Origin of the sequence: Iodidimonas gelatinilytica (assembly GCF_008579125.1) — a bacterium.
GTDB lineage: Bacteria > Pseudomonadota > Alphaproteobacteria > Sphingomonadales > Rhodothalassiaceae > Iodidimonas > Iodidimonas muriae.
Map to the genome: position 1 here is coordinate 1 of NZ_BKCL01000003.1, position 17,890 is coordinate 17,890.

Annotated in this window: 15 protein-coding genes and 2 pseudogenes; 3 read left to right on the plus strand and 14 right to left on the minus strand. The window is 56.2% G+C overall.

Features of this window, described 5'->3' with window-relative positions; translation table 11 throughout:
- Nucleotides 1-49: 49 nt before the first annotated feature.
- On the minus strand, nucleotides 50-1,642 hold the full coding sequence (locus JCM17844_RS04715; RefSeq protein ID WP_149999909.1) for an ABC transporter permease: 1,593 nt from the start codon (nucleotides 1,640-1,642) through the stop codon (nucleotides 50-52).
- On the minus strand, nucleotides 1,639-2,601 hold the full coding sequence (locus JCM17844_RS04720; RefSeq protein WP_149999910.1) for an ABC transporter ATP-binding protein: 963 nt from the start codon (nucleotides 2,599-2,601) through the stop codon (nucleotides 1,639-1,641). The genes JCM17844_RS04715 and JCM17844_RS04720 overlap by 4 nt, the downstream gene beginning before the upstream one ends.
- A gap of 108 nt (nucleotides 2,602-2,709) precedes the next feature.
- On the opposite strand from JCM17844_RS04720, the gene JCM17844_RS04725 reads away from it, so the two are divergent.
- Both JCM17844_RS04725 and queG read left to right on the plus strand, forming a co-directional pair.
- Nucleotides 2,710-3,378 (plus strand): glutathione S-transferase family protein, encoded by a 669-nt coding sequence (locus JCM17844_RS04725; RefSeq protein WP_210431378.1) that lies wholly within the window; start codon nucleotides 2,710-2,712, stop codon nucleotides 3,376-3,378.
- Nucleotides 3,375-4,559, plus strand: a complete 1,185-nt coding sequence (queG, locus tag JCM17844_RS04730; RefSeq protein WP_210431379.1) for a tRNA epoxyqueuosine(34) reductase QueG — start codon at nucleotides 3,375-3,377, stop codon at nucleotides 4,557-4,559. The genes JCM17844_RS04725 and queG overlap by 4 nt, the downstream gene beginning before the upstream one ends.
- On the opposite strand, the gene JCM17844_RS04735 is transcribed toward queG, so the two are convergent.
- Complete coding sequence (locus JCM17844_RS04735; RefSeq protein WP_149999911.1) at nucleotides 4,556-5,554, minus strand: 2-hydroxyacid dehydrogenase; 999 nt, start codon at nucleotides 5,552-5,554, stop codon at nucleotides 4,556-4,558. The two genes, queG and JCM17844_RS04735, sit on opposite strands and share 4 nt — an antisense overlap.
- 304 nt (nucleotides 5,555-5,858) lie before the next feature.
- Between JCM17844_RS04735 and JCM17844_RS04740 the strand changes: the two genes are divergently transcribed.
- Entirely contained in the window at nucleotides 5,859-6,305 is a 447-nt protein-coding gene (locus JCM17844_RS04740; RefSeq protein ID WP_149999912.1) for an SH3 domain-containing protein, read from the plus strand.
- 22 nt (nucleotides 6,306-6,327) lie between these two features.
- Here JCM17844_RS04740 and irrA read toward each other — a convergent pair whose 3' ends face one another.
- The 11 genes and pseudogenes from irrA to rimP all read right to left on the minus strand — a co-directional run bounded on the left by irrA (nucleotide 6,328) and on the right by rimP (nucleotide 17,887).
- Nucleotides 6,328-6,771: an iron response transcriptional regulator IrrA gene (irrA, locus tag JCM17844_RS04745; RefSeq protein WP_149999913.1), complete on the minus strand. Its 444-nt coding sequence runs from the start codon at nucleotides 6,769-6,771 to the stop codon at nucleotides 6,328-6,330.
- Nucleotides 6,772-6,878: 107 nt separating this feature from the next.
- Nucleotides 6,879-8,276 (minus strand): NAD(P)H-dependent flavin oxidoreductase, encoded by a 1,398-nt coding sequence (locus JCM17844_RS04750; RefSeq protein WP_150000166.1) that lies wholly within the window; start codon nucleotides 8,274-8,276, stop codon nucleotides 6,879-6,881.
- A 118-nt stretch (nucleotides 8,277-8,394) separates the two neighbouring features.
- Entirely contained in the window at nucleotides 8,395-10,530 is a 2,136-nt protein-coding gene (gene pnp, locus JCM17844_RS04755; protein WP_149999914.1) for a polyribonucleotide nucleotidyltransferase, read from the minus strand.
- Nucleotides 10,531-10,719: 189 nt separating this feature from the next.
- Nucleotides 10,720-10,989 carry a 30S ribosomal protein S15 gene (rpsO, locus tag JCM17844_RS04760; RefSeq protein WP_149999915.1) on the minus strand — a complete coding sequence of 90 codons (270 nt, stop codon included), beginning with the start codon at nucleotides 10,987-10,989 and terminating at the stop codon, nucleotides 10,720-10,722.
- Between the two features lie 15 nt (nucleotides 10,990-11,004).
- Nucleotides 11,005-11,916, minus strand: a complete 912-nt coding sequence (gene truB, locus JCM17844_RS04765) for a tRNA pseudouridine(55) synthase TruB (protein WP_149999916.1) — start codon at nucleotides 11,914-11,916, stop codon at nucleotides 11,005-11,007.
- Nucleotides 11,913-12,149: a ribosome-binding factor A gene (locus tag JCM17844_RS14440; protein ID WP_210431381.1), complete on the minus strand. Its 237-nt coding sequence runs from the start codon at nucleotides 12,147-12,149 to the stop codon at nucleotides 11,913-11,915. Before JCM17844_RS14440 ends, truB begins: the two co-directional genes overlap by 4 nt.
- Nucleotides 12,149-12,337 carry a ribosome-binding factor A gene (locus tag JCM17844_RS14445; RefSeq protein ID WP_210431382.1) on the minus strand — a complete coding sequence of 63 codons (189 nt, stop codon included), beginning with the start codon at nucleotides 12,335-12,337 and terminating at the stop codon, nucleotides 12,149-12,151. Before JCM17844_RS14445 ends, JCM17844_RS14440 begins: the two co-directional genes overlap by 1 nt.
- Nucleotides 12,338-12,351: 14 nt before the next feature.
- Nucleotides 12,352-15,032: pseudogene (gene infB / locus JCM17844_RS04775) on the minus strand (translation initiation factor IF-2).
- A gap of 43 nt (nucleotides 15,033-15,075) precedes the next feature.
- Entirely contained in the window at nucleotides 15,076-15,756 is a 681-nt protein-coding gene (locus tag JCM17844_RS04780) for an RNA-binding protein (RefSeq protein WP_149999917.1), read from the minus strand.
- Nucleotides 15,753-17,350, minus strand: a pseudogene (gene nusA / locus JCM17844_RS04785) (transcription termination factor NusA). The gene JCM17844_RS04780 and the pseudogene nusA overlap by 4 nt, the downstream one beginning before the upstream one ends.
- Before the next feature lie 42 nt (nucleotides 17,351-17,392).
- The gene (gene rimP / locus JCM17844_RS04790; protein ID WP_210431387.1) at nucleotides 17,393-17,887 is read right to left on the minus strand and encodes a ribosome maturation factor RimP; all 495 of its coding nucleotides are present in this window, start codon (nucleotides 17,885-17,887) and stop codon (nucleotides 17,393-17,395) included.
- Between the last annotated feature and the right edge of the window lie 3 nt (nucleotides 17,888-17,890).

The window sequence follows — 17,890 nt, forward strand, 5'->3', positions numbered from 1 at the left end:
AAAGGGCAGCTTTGAGCTGCCCTTTTTGCATGATTGGAAAGAGGCCGTCCTATCCCCCTTGGCGCACCAATTTGATAAGCTGGCCGAATTTTGGCTTGCCACTGGACAAAACGGCGATGCGGAAAATCTTGCCCGATGCCCACAGCAGCACGGCAATGGTTAAAAGCTGCACCAGTACAGAGCCGACAATATCAAGCATTGGCGGCTCGGACGTGGCCCGCGCCATCATCATGAACGGCCCAAAGAACGGCATCCATGACAATAACTGCGCGCCGGACCCATTTGGGTCATCGGCAACAGCCCAAACCACAAAGGGGACCACCATCATCACAAGCACCATGGGCGTGGACATATTCTGCACGTCCCGCGATGTTTCGCAAAATGCTCCCAAGGTGAGAAAGATGCCCGCAAACAGGAAATAACCAAGGACAAAATAAACAAACAACGCCGGAAGAATGGGCTGTTTGGAAAACACGTCCAGCAAAATTCCCGCGAATTCCACAAAGTTGCTCCCACCCGCCAACATGATCACCGCAAGGAACATTCCCACCGAAAAGGCAAACATGGTCAGCGCCACCAAAGACGAGCCTAAAAGCTTGCCGATCAGCAACTGGTTGGGCGTGACAGAACTGACCAACACCTCGATGATGCGGCTGGATTTTTCTTCCATGGTGTTGTTCATCAACATGAACATATTGATATAGAGAAAATAAATCAGCACCACCGATAAAGCACGCGGCAAAATCCGGGCGATCATGTCCGCCGCCGTCAATTCCCGACCATCCTTGGCGGAAATATCCAGCTCCCGAATGGGTGCACGATAATCCATCCGCTCCAGAACCTCTGGATCTCCGGCATAGGCCACAAGTGCCGTCTTTTGAAACACCGTATCCACAGCCCTTGGCAAACGCATTACGAGGCTTTCCGGAAGGGCACCATTGCTCCAGATCTGCACGCTTTGCCCGGGTTCCGCATAGCCAAGGGCAGATAAGCTTCCGGGCTGTGCAGGCGCAGCATCAGGCTGGATCAGCACCACAGCGGTCAATGTTTCCGGCTTGTCACTGCCGGGAACAGTCACACTCTGTTCGCCAATAAGCCATGGCCGTAAATGATCCGCTGGTGCTCCCCTGAGATCCGCTTTTGCCAGATCGTCAGGCACATCCACCAGACGCAGAGTTTCAGGCTCCAGAACCGGTGGCGGCGACCCGGGCTTTACAAACGGAGCGGCGATGCTCATGGCCCAGACAAGCCCGCCATTGTTCAAAAACGCATCGGCATCGGCATCTGTAAAATCACTGCGGCGTTTCAATAGCAAGGGGGGCACTTTTTCAGGATCAAGTCCCTGATCGGTTTTAAACTCCGGAAACGCATAGGCGCGGGCATAAGAGGTGATCTCTGTCAGCGCATTTCGCGCATAATCACGCTTGATCTCCTGCGCCAGCATATCGCCATAACGCGCCTCTTCTGTCAGATCCACAATAGCCACATTGCGGGTGACACTGGTGTGCGAAGACAACCATTGCGGCACAAACATGCCTGCAGACATCAATAGCGGGATCAGCACAAGGGAAATGAGAAAACTTTTGGTCCGCACCGTCTCCACAAATTCATGGCGTGCAACAAGCGAAATTCCCCGAATCATTTGGCGTCTCCCCGCTCTTTTGAGACATTTTGACCGTCTACAGCCTTTTCCCCGCCCACCAGATGGACGAACACCTCATGCAGGCTGGGCTCAATCATCGAGAAATGCGCAATTTCGATGCGATGTTCCATACAGCGCCCCACCAGCTCTTCGGTGCTCACCCTGCCTTGGGTGACGATTTCCCATTCCATCACTCCATTCTCTTCGGAAATCCGGGTTACACCGCGCACCGCTTCCAGCTCGTGCAAGGCCACAATGTCATCTTTAGTGCGCAGCAAAATGCGCGGAGCCAACAAGCGCTTTGCCTCCCCTACGGTGCCATTGAACACATCGCGACCATGGGCAACCAGCCCGATTCGGTCGCATAAGCGTTCCGCATGCTGCATCACATGGGTGGAGAAAATAATGGTTTTCCCAGCCTGTTTCATATCCGCCAACAGGTCTTCCAACACCTGCTGATTGACCGGATCAAGGCCGGAAAATGGCTCATCCAACACCAGAAGATCGGGGTCATGGACCATGGTGGACAAGACCTGCACCTTTTGCGCCATGCCTTTGGACAATTGCTTGACGCGCTTTTTTGCCGCATCCGCAAGCCCATAACGCTCTAAAAGTTCTCCAGCGCGCCGCTTTGCACTGACCCCGTCCATGCCCTTCAATTGCCCCAGATAGGCAATCACATTTTGCGCCGACATATTCTTGTAAAGGCCACGCTCTTCCGGCAAATATCCAACGCGGTGCGATACAGAGAGCGCAGATTGCGCGCCCAAAATCTGTCTGGTGCCGCGATCAGGGTCGATAATGCCCAACATGATTCGAATGCTGGTGGTTTTTCCCGCCCCATTGGGCCCGAGAAAACCGTATACCTGCCCCGGTTCCACCTGCATCGAGACATTTTCAACTGCAATATGATCGCCAAAACGCTTGTGGACATTGGATAATTCAACAATGGGGGCCATAGTGTCTCCTGAAAACAGAGCGTACAAGATCGTGAGCGTCTGACATTACAATATGGTAGGGCTGGTGCAATCCTTGATGTTTATGGCTGTGCAACATGAGACGGACCGATGATGCGGGTGTTGTATCATAGCTGGCTTGAGGCCGGATCGCTTTTGACGCGAATCGTACTGGCAGAAAAAAAGCTGGAAACCCATTTGCGGCTGGAAAAGCCATGGGAGCGGCGGCCCGAATTTCTGCGCCTTAACCCGGCGGGCACGGTGCCTGTTCTGGTGGAAGACAAAACTGTCTTTTGCGATGCCATGGCCATTTGCGAATATCTTGATGAATCCAACCCCAGCCCCCCCCTGATCGGTGAAGATCCCAAGGCACGGGCCGAGGTACGCCGACTGACAAGCTGGTTCATGGGCAAATATCAGACAGAGGTAACGACCCATCTGATAACGGAAAAGCTGATGAAGCGCTTTTTACGCATGGGGGAGCCGGACAGTGGAGCCATCCGTTCGGCGCATCATAATTTGAAAATCCATATGGATTATCTGGATTTCCTGACCGAACGCCGCAATTATCTGGCCGGACCGCAGTTCAGCCTAGCCGATGCCGCCTGCGCCGCCCAGATTTCCATTGCCGATTATTTTTCCGATGTGCCATGGGACCGCCACCAAAACGCGCGAGAATGGTATATGCGGGTGAAATCAAGGCGCTCTGTGCGGCTGTTGCTGAAAGATCGTATTCCCGGCCTTATCCCACCCAAACATTATGAAAGGCCCGATTTTTGAGCGCCTCTCCCCCCCCTCTTCCTTTGGAAGATAGCCTGCGCGAATACGCCCTTGGGCTTGGCTTTGATGCGGTGGGCATCGCTGATCCCAATGCTGTGGCAGAGGCAGGGCTGCGGCTGGATCGTTATCTGGAATTGGGCCGCCATGGAGAGATGGGCTGGATGGCCGACAAAGCCGACCGCCGCCGCCATCCCAAAGCTTTATGGCCCGATGTGCAATCCGTGATTATGCTGGGCCTGAATTACGGACCCGCCCAGAATCCGTTGCAACAACTCGACTGGCGCCAAAAAGGCACGTTATCGGTTTATGCCCGCAACAAGGATTATCATGATCTGATCAAGGGGCGCCTGCGCCAATTGGCGCGGTGGGTGGTGGACAAACACAAAGCGCAAGTAAAGCTGTTTGTGGATACTGCCCCGGTGATGGAAAAGCCCTTGGCCGAAGCGGCGGGCCTTGGTTGGCAAGGCAAGCACACCAATCTGGTTTCGCCCGATTATGGCAGCTGGTTGTTTTTGGGAGCCTTGTTCACCACGCTCGACCTAAACCCCGATCAAAGCCCCGGCGATCATTGTGGGTCGTGCCGCCGTTGCCTTGATATTTGCCCCACCAAGGCATTCCCCGCGCCATATCAACTGGATGCGCGGCGGTGCATTTCCTATCTCACCATCGAATATAAAGGCCATATTGCCCGCGAATTCCGCAAAGCCATGGGCAACCGCATCTATGGCTGTGACGATTGCCTTGCCATTTGTCCGTGGAATAAATTTGCACAGAAAACCAAGGATGTGGCGTTTCTTCCGCGTACCGAATTGGCGGCCCCCGATCTGGCCGATCTGGCCGCACTGGATGACGCGGACTTTCGCACCGTCTTTGCCGGATCGCCCATCAAACGCACCGGACGCAACCGCTTTGTGCGCAATGTGATGATTGCCTTGGGCAACAGCGCCGATCCCACGCTATTGTCCGTGGTGGAGGCCCGGCTTCACGACAAATCCCCGCTGGTGCGGGCCATGGCCGTCTGGGCGGTGCATCAACTGGCCACGCCCGACCGGTTGGCCGCCCTGCGGGCACAACATCTTCCCACCGAAGCCGATCCGGCGGTGATCGCCGAATGGGCCGGAGAAGCCGACAAGACGGGCCAGAATGGCATCTTGGCCAAAGTCTCAGAGGCCGGGTCTTAAAGCCACTCCCCCAACACCCGATCAGGCGGTGCATGGCCATCGGCAAAGGTTTTGATATTGATCAGCACCTTTTCACCCATATCAACCCGCGCTTCATGCGTTGCCGATCCCATATGCGGCAAGGCCACCACGGTATTGAGCGCCAACAATTTCGGATTGACCGCCGGTTCGTGTTCATACACATCCAAACCTGCTCCGGCCAATTCGCCCGCTTCCAGCATCCGCAACAGGGCATTTTCATCCACCACTTCGCCGCGCGCCGTATTCACCACATAGGCATGGGGCCGAAGCTGTTTCAATCGCCGCGCCGACAATAGATGAAATGTCGCCGGCGTGTGGGGGCAGTGGATGGAAATCACATCCGCGCGGGCCAACATCTGGTCAAGGCTTTCCCACCATGTGGCTTCCAGATCCTGTTCCACTTGCTGCGGCAGGCGGCGGCGATTGTGATAATGGATCTGCATGCCAAAAGCCCGGGCGCGACGGGCCACCGCCTGACCGATCCGGCCCATTCCGATAATCCCCAGCCGCTTGCCCCACAGCCTGCGACCCAGCAACCCGGTGGGCGACCAACCCTCCCATTCACCACTTTCCAGCAAGCGCACCCCTTCCACCAGGCGGCGCGGCACCGCCAAGATCAGCGCCATGGTCATATCGGCGGTATCTTCCGTTAGCACCCCCGGCGTATTGGTGACGGTGATGCCGCGCTGGCGGGCGCTGGCCAGATCGATATGATCCACCCCATTGCCAAAATTGGCGATGAGCTTCAGCTGCGGGCCTGCATGGGCAAGAATCGCGGCATCGATTTTATCTGTCACCGTGGGGACCAACACATCCGCCTCGCCCACCGCTTCGATCAATTGCGCCGCGCTCATGGGTTGATCATCGGTATTGAGCCGTACATCGAATAACTCGGCCATGCGCGTTTCAATGGGTTCGGGCAAGCGCCTGCTCACAATAACGCGGGGTTTGGATGTCTTTTGAGCCTCGCTCATCAGCGGTCGATCCTTCAATTGCCATGTCGGTACGGATAGAAGAAGTGCAGAGATCAAAAAAGGCGTGCGGGAAGCTCTCCAAATTTCCTCTGTGGTTTTCCCTAGCAGATCGCGCGCCCGCTTTCAAAGTATCAACAAGACTATCATGCTATGAACAGATACTTGACCCCCCAAACCGGACGGTTAAATTCGCCCCGTCCATATATGTTGCCAAAAGGGAACCAAAACGGTGATCCGCAGATTTTTCTTCTCCTGCTTTTTGATATTGGCGACCACCGTCCCCATAAGCCAGGGATGGGCACAAATGATCGATGCCGGAGAAAGATTGCCCGGTGCCTCTGGCTTGCCTTTGCCGCGCTTTGTCTCATTGGCTTCGGGAGAAGCGAATATGCGCACCGGACCGGGCGAGCAATATCCCATTCTATGGACCTATATCCGCCGCACCTTACCGCTTGAAATTACCGCAGAATATGGAAATTGGCGGCGGGTGCGCGATAAAGACGGCACCCAAGGCTGGATGCATTCGGCTCTGCTATCTGGTGCCCGCACCGCTTTGGTAACCGGCGGCACCCGCAGCCTTTATGGAAAACCCCGGCCCACCAGCACAGAAATCATGCGAGCGGAATCGGGGGTGATTGTATCATTGGACCGCTGCCTGCCCCAATGGTGCCGGGTATCTTTGGCTGGCCGCACGGCATGGATAAACCGCACGGCCATTTGGGGCACTTACCGCGATGAAGTGATTGAATAGCTGCCCGAACCGCGACTCCGGCCTATTCGTCGATATACATCACCACATGCACCCCGGCCATACGCGCCCCTTTCGGGGGTTGCGGCAAATGCGATACCACCACATCTTCCTTGGGCACATCATAAAGCGCACCGGTGGCACAATTATAGAAATGATGGTGCGAATCGGTATTGGTGTCGAAATAAATGCGCGAGGAATCGATCACCAATTCATTCAAAAGTCCTGCTTCGGTAAACTGATGCAGAGTATTGTAAACCGTTGCCAAAGAGACTTTGACACCATCGGCCAATGCCTCTTCATGAAGTTTCTCTGCCGTCACATGGCGAGCTTCACCGGAGCTGAACAGCAGTTTGGCCAAAGACAGCCTTTGGCGCGTTGGCCGTAATCCGGCATCACGCAACAAGTTCAAACTCGCAGCATAGGGCCTGACAGCCTGACTTTGTGTCAGTCCTTCTGGAAATATCATCTCTACGTCTCCCTTGCCTGCAGGGTTATAGAAACAGAATGACCTGTTAACTATCTATTTACAAGATGATACTGTTTAATTCATTAAAAATACAATTCCGGCTCCGGTCAGTCCCCCGTCAGAATCCGGTCCACAAGCTGTTTCACCGTTGGCACAAACCCATTTGAATAAAAGGGATCTTCGGCAAAGCGATAGGCATTATGTCCAGCAAAGACCAGATTGTCCTCCAGGCTTTTGCCATGGGCAACATCTTGCAAAGTTTTCTGGATACAGAAACTTCTGGGGTCGGTTTTCCGGCCCGTCGAGTTTTTCTCGTTATCCGCCCAGTTGGAAAATTGACATTGCGACAGACACCCCATGCAATCCGCCTGATCCTTACGGATTTCATCACGACATTCGGTGGTCACAAACACCAAGGTATTGTCCGGGGTTTTCATCGCTTCGGTAAACCCTTGGGCAATCCATGCCTGCGCCTGTTGTTCATCAGACTTTGTCACATAAAATTTGCGCCGTGAGCCATCGGTCAACAGCGTGTCATGTTCGCCCACATTCTGCGTGGAATACGCAATCTGACGATTGCTGCGCCCCACCAGCGCATTCAAGAAGCGGTTTTTAATGGCTGAAGAATAAAAGCCGGTGGGCGAAAATTTGTGAAGCAGCACATCGCCGTCTTTCAACGTCATCAGCATACGCTTCCATTTTTCGGGAATCGGGCTTTCCCGCGTCACCAAAGGTCGGGTGCCAAACTGGAAGGCGATAGGGCCAAGTTCGGGATTGTCCACCCAATCTTGCCATTCGCGCAAAAACCACACGCCGCCCGCCATGATGATCGGCACCTCGGGGCAGCCCGCATCACGCATTGTCTGGCGCAGTTGCACCACGCGCGGATAGGGATCTTCCGGGATGTTCGGATCTTCGGAATTGGACAGGCCGTTATGACCGCCCGCCCGCCACGGATCTTCATAAACCACAGCGCCCAGATAACCGGAAAACTTGTTATAGGCGCGCTTCCACAAGGCGCGAAAGGCCCGCCCCGAAGAAACGATAGGATAATAATGCACCCCATAGCCCGCACAAATTTCCGCCAGCTTATAAGGCATGCCCGCGCCGCATGTCACGCCGTGTACAAGCTCGCGCGTTTTTTCCAACACGCCTTGCAACACCCTTTGTGCGCCGCCCATTTCCCATAAGACATTGATATTGATCGCCCCAAGGCCCCGCGATGTTTCATAGGCACGGCGCACCTGTTCAACACCGCCATCAATGGCATAGCGCACCAGCTCTTCATGGCGTTCGCGGCGGGTGCGGCCATAATATATCTGCGGGATAATTTGCCCGTTTTCATCATAGGAATCCGCATTGACAGCCGACACCGTGCCAACACCGCCCGCCGCCGCCCACGGCCCGGACGAAGCTCCGCTGGTGACAGCAATACCTTTCCCTCCTTCGATCAAGGGAAGAAGTTCTTTGCCGCCAAGGCGGATTGCATTCAGTGCCTTCACAATACATCTCCAAACAGACAAACACGCAGCTTTGACTTAAACAAAATCTGATGGAAAATACAAACGCCGAGACGGTCAAAAACCATCCCGGCGCCTTTTTTATTGCTATCGGGAAAGACGATCAGTCCCGATTTTTGCCGCCCTTCGCGGGCCGTGTATCTTCCAGCTCTTCGCCGGTTTCTTGATTTACAAGGCGCATGGACAACCGCACTTTACCACGATCATCAATATCAAGCACCTTCACCTTCACCTGATCGCCTTCTTTGACGATGTCGGTGACTTTATCAACCCGATGATCGGCCAGTTCTGAAATATGCACCAGACCATCACGGTTCCCGATGAAGTTCACGAACGCGCCGAAGTCCATGATGCGGACAACCTTGCCATCGTAAATACGACCCAGTTCCGGTTCGGCCACAATGCCTTCAATCCAGGCAACGGCTTTCTTGATTGCTTCGGGATCCGAGCTGGAAACCTTGATCGAACCATCGTCTTCGATATCCACCTTCGCGCCGGTGGTTTCGACGATTTCACGGATCACCTTGCCGCCCGTACCGATCACTTCGCGGATTTTTTCCTTGTTGATCTGCATGGTTTCAATGCGCGGCGCATTGACGGAAAGCTCGGTGCGGGCACCGGTCAACGCCTTGTTCATTTCACCCAGAATATGGGCACGGCCACCGCTGGCCTGAGCAAGCGCTTTTTCCATGATCTCTTCGGTGATCCCGGCAATCTTGATGTCCATCTGCAAGGAGGTAATCCCCTGCTCGGTTCCGGCCACCTTGAAATCCATATCGCCCAAATGATCTTCATCACCCAGAATGTCCGAGAGAACGGCGAACTTATCGCCTTCCTTGATCAGACCCATGGCAATGCCGGACACGGGACGCACCAACGGCACGCCGGCATCCATCATCGACAGAGACGAACCGCACACCGTCGCCATGGAAGACGAGCCGTTCGATTCAGTCACTTCCGAAACGATACGGATGGTGTAGGGGAAAGACTCTTTCGACGGCAGAACCGCCTTCAAGGCGCGCCATGCCAACTTTCCATGACCCACTTCCCGACGACCGGTGAAACCAACGCGGCCGGTTTCGCCAACGCTATAGGGCGGGAAATTATAGTGCAGCATGAAATGCTCACGATAAGAGCCTTCCAATGCATCGATCAGCTGCTCATCATCGCCCGTACCAAGGGTGGTCACCGCCAAAGCCTGCGTTTCACCGCGGGTGAACAGGGCAGAGCCATGGGCACGGGGCAGAACGCCCACTTCGGAAACGATGGGCCGCACCTGATCAAGGGCACGGCCATCGATGCGGGGCTTGCCTGCAATGATATTGCCGCGCACGATGGTCTTTTCCATCGATTTGAGGATATCCCCCACCTTATCAAGAGCTTCGGCATCATCGGCCAAAGCCTCTTTCACAGCCGCCTTCACCGCATCGATCTTGGCGCGGCGTTCTTGCTTTTCGGTGATGGCATAAGCCGCTTCCAGACCGGCGCGGGCCAATTCACCCACTTTGGCTTCCAAAGCCGAATTGTCGGGCTTTTCGGGCAGATCCCACGGTTCTTTCGCCGCTTCTTCCGCCAAGGCAATGATGGCATCGATCACCGGCTGCATCTGCTGATGGCCGAACATCACGGCCCCCAACATCACCGCTTCGTCCAGTTCCTTGGCCTCCGATTCCACCATCAAAACCGCATCCTGCGTTCCGGCAACAACCAGATCGAGGCTGCTATCCGCCAGATCATCGGGAACCGGATTAAGCAGATAGGCGCCATCCTTATAGCCGACGCGTGCGCCGCCAATGGGGCCAAAGAACGGAATACCCGACAGGGTCAGCGCCGCAGACGCCCCAACCATGGCAACCACATCGGGGTCGTTTTCCATGTCGTGGCTCAAAACGGTGCAGATCACCTGTGTGTCATTGCGGAATTCCGCAGGGAACAACGGGCGGATGGGACGGTCGATCAAGCGCGAGGTCAACGTCTCTTTTTCAGAAGGACGGCCTTCGCGCTTGAAGAAGCCGCCGGGGATCTTGCCGGCAGCATATGTTTTTTCCTGATAATTCACGGTCAGCGGAAAGAAATCCCGCCCCGGATCGGCTTGCTTCGCCGCCACAACGGTACACAATACCGTCGTTTCGCCATAGGTGGCGACAACTGCGCCATCGGCCTGACGGGCAATGCGGCCCGTCTCAAGAGTAAGGGGACGTCCGCCCCAATCGATGGTCTTGCGATAGATTTCGAACATTCTTGCTTCCATACGGTCCTGGGGCCGATGGCCTTCCACCACACCCCGGCAGGCACCCGGCCCGCCCATTCCATTGTGTTTTACGCGCACACCCGCCGACGGATTTCGGCAGGCCCCGCGCCGACGGACATGGTCCATCGGATCTTAAAAAAAGAGCCGGGCAATCGTAAACCCGGCTCCAAAACGTTCTTATTTGCGCAGTCCCAAACGTTTGATCAGAGCCGTATACCGGTTCTGATCCTTACGCTTGAGATAATCGAGCAAACGACGACGCTGATTGACCATTTTCAGCAAACCACGGCGGGAATGATTGTCCTTGGCGTGGGTTTTGAAATGCCCGGTCAGGTTAGAAATGCGTTCGGTCAGAATAGCGACCTGAACTTCAGGTGACCCTGTGTCGCTTTCGGCCTGTGCGTAGTCTTTGATCAGCTCTTGCTTGCGCTCGGCAGTGATCGACATCGATATACTCCATCATTAGAGATTAAAAACCCGCAAGGATTTCAACACACCGTTCGTACAGTCAGCGATTGCCACAGGGCGCTCGCCGCACATAAGAACCTGTATGCCTTCCTTGGCGGAGGGATGCCGGAGACATTGACCTTGCTTAATACGGTCAGCCTCCTGATCCGTGACGGCCAGCGCCGGGATGTCGTCCAGCGCGGTCGTTACGGGAAGCACATTCGCTTCGACGGGCGCACTCTGCCCGACTTTTGCGAGATTTTCCAGCGAAATTGCAGCCTCTTCATTGAATGGCCCCACCCGGGTCCGCCGCAAGGCCGTCACATGGCCTACTGTCCCCAAACGATGGGCCAAATCCCGCGCTAAAGAGCGCACATAGGTGCCCTTGCCGCAGGTCATGACAAAGCGGCCTTTTTGGCCACCCTCTTCCGCCCCCAAATAGCGCAGGGCATGAATCGTCACCGATCGAGCCGCCAAAGTCACATCTGCACCGGACCGGGCCAGATCATAAGCCCGCTTCCCCGCAACCTTGATGGCGGAATAGGCGGGCGGCACCTGATCGATGGTGCCGATAAAAGCGGGAAGGGCGGCTTCAATAGCGTCCGCTGTGGGGATCACATCGCTGCGGGCCACCACATCCCCTTCACAATCATCGGTGCTGCGGGCTTCGCCCCAACCGATGGTGAAGGCATAATCCTTTGTGGAATCGACGATATAAGGCATGGCCTTGGTGGCTTCACCCAATCCGATGGGTAGAATGCCGCTGGCCAACGGGTCCAGCGTGCCCGCATGGCCCGCTTTTTTGGCATCCAGCAGCCAGCGTATTTTTCCCACCGCCTGAGACGAAGTCATTTGCAGAGGTTTATCGAGAATGATCCAGCCATGAATATCACGCCCCCGCCGTTTCCGGCCTGTTCGGGCGGTCATGCAGGTGCGTCCTCGTCATTCCCGTCATCAAGGGTATCCGCCTGATCAAGATCCCGGCGAACCTTATCGGAGCGCAAAATCGTTTCGATGCGGTCCCCCTCGCCAAAGCTTTCATCCAGCTTGAAATGAAGCTGCGGCAAATATTTCAGGGTCAGTTGTCGTGCCAAAAGCCCACGAAAATGCGGAGCCGCACGGCTCAAGCCTTTCAGCACCGCCTCTGCATCAGCGCCCATCAAAGGCACCACGAACACATCCGCATGACGCAGATCAGGCTACATTCCACCGCCGACACGGTGACCAAATGGCCCGCCACATCGGGATCAGCAATGTCACCCCGGCTCAAGGTTGCCGAGAGCGCATGGCGGATGGTTTCCGCCACACGCAAGAGGCGCACATTGCGCCCGCCTTCACGCGCACCCATGCTTGCTCTCCTCGTCAGAGCTTGCGCTCGACTTCACGGGTTTCAAAGGCTTCGACCTGATCGCCGGGCCGCATATCTTGGTAATTCTCGAACGCCATACCGCATTCCACGCCGGACTGCACCTCGTCCACATCGTCTTTGAAACGACGCAGAGAAGACAAGCGCCCGGTATAAATCACCACATTGTCCCGCAGCAAACGCGCCTTGGCATTGCGGCGGATCACCCCTTCGGTGACCAGACAGCCCGCGGCCTTGCCAGACTTGCCGGCAGAGAACACATCGCGCACTTCCGCCATCCCCAAGGCCGTTTCTTCGATCGCCGGACCAAGCTGACCGGCCATAGCCGCTTTCACTTCATCCACCAGATCATAGATCACGGAATAATATTTGATCGGCACGCCATCGCGTTCGGCAGCCTCGCGGGCCTGCTTGTTGGCCCGCACATTAAAGCCGATGATCAAGGCATTGGACGCATTGGCCAAAGTGACATCGGTTTCGGTGATGCCGCCAGCCGCCGCATGCAAAATCCGCGCTTTGATATCCTCGCCGCCGATTTTCGCCAATGACTGCACAATCGCTTCCACTGTGCCTTGCACATCGCCGCGAATCACCACCGGGAATTCTTCGGCCTTCTTCTCTTTCAACTGAGAGAACATGCCTTCGATGCTGGTGGGAGTCGTGAACTGACGCCGTTTGCGCTGCTGTTGCTGGCGATATTGCGACACATCACGGGCCCGGGCTTCGCTATCCACCACCGAGAAATCATCACCGGCAGAGGGCGCCCCGTTCAGACCAAGGATTTCCACAGGGCGTGCCGGCGCAGCCTCGTCCAACTGGCGGCCCCGTTCGTCCACCATGGCTCGCACTTTCCCCCATTCGGCCCCGGCAACCACAATGTCACCAACCCGCAGGTTCCTCGTGCCACAAGAAGGGTCGCCACCGGACCACGGCCTTTTTCCAGCTTGGCTTCCACCACCACACCTTCTGCGGCGCGGTTGGGATTGGCCTTCAACTCCAGCACTTCCGATTGCAACAGGATGGCTTCTTCCAGCTTGTCGAGATTCTGCCGCTTCAGCGCCGAAACCTCCACATCCAGAACGTCGCCGCCCATGGCTTCAACCTGCACATCATGCTGTAGCAATTCCTGACGCACACGATCGGCACTGGCCCCCGGCGCATCCATTTTGTTGATGGCAATGATCATCGGCACATTGGCCGCCTTGGCATGATTGATGGCCTCGATGGTTTGCGGCATGATGCCATCATCCGCCGCTACCACGATCACCACCAGATCCGTTACACGCGCCCCACGGGCCCGCATCTGGGTAAAGGCTTCATGGCCCGGCGTATCAAGGAAAGTGATTCGCTCACCCGAAGACAGGGTCACCTGATAAGCGCCGATATGCTGGGTAATTCCCCCGGCTTCGCCCGACGCCACATCGGTTTCGCGCAAGGCATCCAGCAAGGATGTTTTCCCATGGTCCACATGGCCCATGATCGTCACAACCGGCGGACGAGCCTGCATATCTTCCAAATTATCTTCCTCGCCTACAAGGCCGATTTCCACATCCGCTTCCGACACGCGTTTTGGCAAATGCCCCAATTCCGCTACCACCAGTTCGGCGGTATCCTGATCGAGATTTTCATTGATGGTGACCATCATACCCATTTTCATCAGCACACGAATGGCATCGGTAGCTTTTTCCGCCATACGATTTGCCAATTCCTGAACTGTGATAACCTCCGGGATCACCACTTCACGGACCTTCTTTTCTTGGTCCTTGATGGATTGACCACCGCGGCGCTTGGCCTGTGCCCGGCGGAAAGCCGCCATCGACCGACGACGCTCTTGCTCGCCATCGCTATCAAAAGCACGATTGACGGTAAGCTTGCCAGAACGGCGACTGTCACCGCCGCCGCGGGTGCGTCGACCCCGGCTGCGTTTGTCGCCCTCCTCTTCCGGCTTGGTTTCGCGGCGCTTGCTGGCAGGTTTCTTCGCTTCCGCCTTTTTGGTGCTTTCCTCGCGCGCCTGAGCTTCTTCTTCCGCTTTTTTGCGGGCTTCGGCTTCGGCTTTTTTGCGAATTTTATCTTCAGCCGCGCGTTTGGCTGCCTGTTCGGCCAACCGTTTGGCTTGCTCTTCCGCCTTGGTCAGCTCACCTTTTGGGGCAGCCGCCTTCTCAGCAGCAACAGCACCGGCTTTTTCCGCCTCCGCGCGGCGAGCGGCTTCAGCCGCTTCGCGCAAGGCTTCTTCTTCCGCTTTACGGCGCCGTTCTTCTTCAGCGCGTTTCTTCGCCTCTTCTTCCACCCGAAGGCGCTCGGCTTCAGCGCGTTTGCGCTCTTCATCAAGGCTGGCCAGCGCGCGCTTGCGTACTTCCAATTCCTGATTGGTCAAAGCCCCGGAATCCTGCCCGGAAGACCGCTTGGTCTTGGATGTCGTGGGACGCGCTTGACGCTGCTGTTGCTTTTGCGGCGGCGACACCGGTTTTTGAGCAGGCTTTTCCGTCGTAGGCTGCGCCGTCGTCGATGCGGCTTCGGTGCCGCCCGCTTTCTTCAGCACACGCTTGCGGCGCCGCTCTACGACAACGGGCTTGGAACGGCCATGGGAAAAGTTTTGCCGCACTTGACCTGAATCAGGTCCCTTGCCGACACCGAGCGTGCCACGTCCAGAAAGGCTCAATTTGTTGTCGTCGCTCATATTCTCTCTTCGATCTATACACGAGGACTGCCCCCGTGATCCGTCATTCCGGCGCTCGAACACCCTCGGCCCGCATATCGGGCAAGGCTCCGAACAGTGACTGACCACGCCACAAAGCCAGTCTGTTCATCTCACACAAGAGGCGATCCGCCCCTCCGCCAGCCATAATGGCAGCGTGTACCACATTCTCGCCCCCTAGCGCCAAACCCAATTGGTCCCGGCTTAAAAGAGCAACAATCGCAACAGCTTCACCGGCTGCTGCACGCAATTTACGTCGACCATCCGGCGCTCCGTCGGTCGCTTCAATCAAAATACGCGCCCGACCCGATGTCACTTTGGCCCGCACCTTTTCAAAGCCCGTTACCAACCGTCCGGCACGTTTTTCAAGGCCAAGCCGACCCGTAACACGATTCACCAGCAAGCGATCGATCCGATCCGGCAAATCGGCATCCACCATATCCGGCGTTACCGATTGCTTCAAAGACCGCGCCACCCCGCCGATAAACCGCCGCCTTAAAAGCCCTTCTTCGAAAGCGGCACGGTCAGCCTTGATCCAGACCCCACGACCGGGCAGCGATTCCGCCAGATCCGGAACCAAATGACCATCGGGGGCCATAACAAAACGGATCATTGTTTCTTTGGACCCGGTGTCGCCGCTCAAAACACAGCGACGCTCCGGCTCCGATCGCCGTTTGCCCGACCTCTCCGACTTGTCCAAAGTCACGCCTGTTCCGCGCTCCCTTCAGCCTCACCACTCGCTTCACCGTCTGCTTCCATCTCGGTGTCCGTTTCCGGCTCATCCTCGATCCAGCCCGCAAGACGGCGTGCGCGCATGATCAAACCTTGGGCCTCCAACGGGTCCAGACCAGATGTTTTCAAAGGCGCATCCCGGTCCGAAACCAGCTCTTCCGGAGTGAAGCCTGCAAAATCCTCAAGGGATTTCACATCCGCCTCACCCAAAGAAACCAGCATCAAGGATGTCAGACCATCAAGGGCCGCCAATTCATCCGACACACCCAGAGCTTTGCGCTTTTCATCGGCTTCCGCCAATTTTGCATCCAAAGCATCTTGTGCGCGTTTTTGCAGCTCGCCCACCAAATCTTCATCGAACCCTTCAATGGCCGCCAATTCATCCGGCTCCACATAGGCCACTTCTTCGAGATCGCTAAACCCTTCCGCCACCAACAATTGGGCAAGGGTTTCATCAACATCAAGGGCTTCAACAAAAAAGCGGGTCTGTTGCGCAAACTCTTCCTGGCGCCGCTCGCTTTCTTCCTGCTCGGTCATGATATCGATGGTCCAGCCGGTCAATTGCGATGCCAGACGCACATTCTGGCCACGGCGACCAATGGCAAGGCTCAGTTGATCGTCCGGGACCACCACTTCGATGCGGCGGCTGTCTTCATCCATCACCACCTTCGCCACTTCAGCAGGGGCCAAGGCATTGACGATAAAGCTGGCCTGATCATCCTGCCACGGAATGATATCGATCTTTTCGCCTTGCAGTTCATTCACCACCGCCTGAACGCGGCTGCCGCGCATCCCCACACAGGCCCCCACCGGATCGATGGAATTGTCGTTCGACAAAACAGCGATTTTCGCGCGGCTTCCCGGATCGCGGGCGACCGCCTTGATCTCGATGATATTGTCGTAGATTTCCGGCACCTCCTGCGCAAACAGCGATGCCATGAATTCCGGCTTGGTACGCGACATGAAAATTTGCGGTCCACGGGTTTCCCGACGCACATCATAGATAATGCCGCGAATACGCTCGTTTTGCCGCAAATGTTCACGGGGGATCACCTGATCGCGGCGCATAATGCTTCCGCACGACCCAGATCCACAATGGCATTGCCATATTCGACGCGCTTGATCACACCGGTCACAACCTCACCAATGCGATCCTTATATTCTTCATATTGGCGATCACGTTCGGCATCGCGCACTTTTTGCACGATCACCTGTTTGGCGGTTTGCGCCCCGATGCGGCTATAATCGATGGGCGGCAAGCTATCGGCCAGAAAATCGCCAATGGCGGCGTCTTCCTTATCATGCCGAGCATCCACGAGAGAAACCTGGGTGGCCGGGTTTTCCACCTCTTCCACCACCTCCATCACGCGAAAGAGCCGAATCTCGCCGCTTTTGCGGTCGATCTGTGCTCTGATCTCGTTTTCCGCGCCATAGCGCGAGCGGGCGGCTTTCTGGATCGCCTCTTCCATCGCCTCAAGGACGATTTCCCGATCGATCATTTTTTCCCGTGCAGCCGCATCCGCGATCTGCAACAGTTCAAGCCGATTGGCACTGACGGCCGCTGCCATGCTCTTCTCGCTCCTCACAAAGGGCCGCTAAGCCCACTTTCCTCAGTCGAACGACGCTTGCTGGCGCGCCGCCTCCAATAAATCGTCCGTCAAGACGAGTTTTGCCTTCTGGACCTGATCCACCGGCAAGAGACAGTCTTTGCCATCGACCCGGACCTTAATCTTATCCGCTTCAAGCCCCAATAGTCGTCCGCGAAAACGGCGCTGACCATCAACGGCTTCTCCCAGTTCAATCTTGGCCTCGAATCCGGCCCACCGTTCAAAATCCTTACGGCGGGTCAGGGGCCGATCGACACCTGGCGAGCTCACCTCAAGCACATATTCACCGGAAATCGGATCTTCAACGTCAAGAAGCGCAGAAATCTCATGGCTAAGATCCGCACAATCATCAACCGACATGGTGCCATCAGGCCGTTCAGCCATCACCTGCAATTTCGGCCGTTGATCGCCGCCAAAGCTGACGCGCACCAATTCGAAGCCCATTGCTTCGGCGGTGGGCTCAATGATTGCCCTGACTTTCTCTGCCGCATCCATCATCCG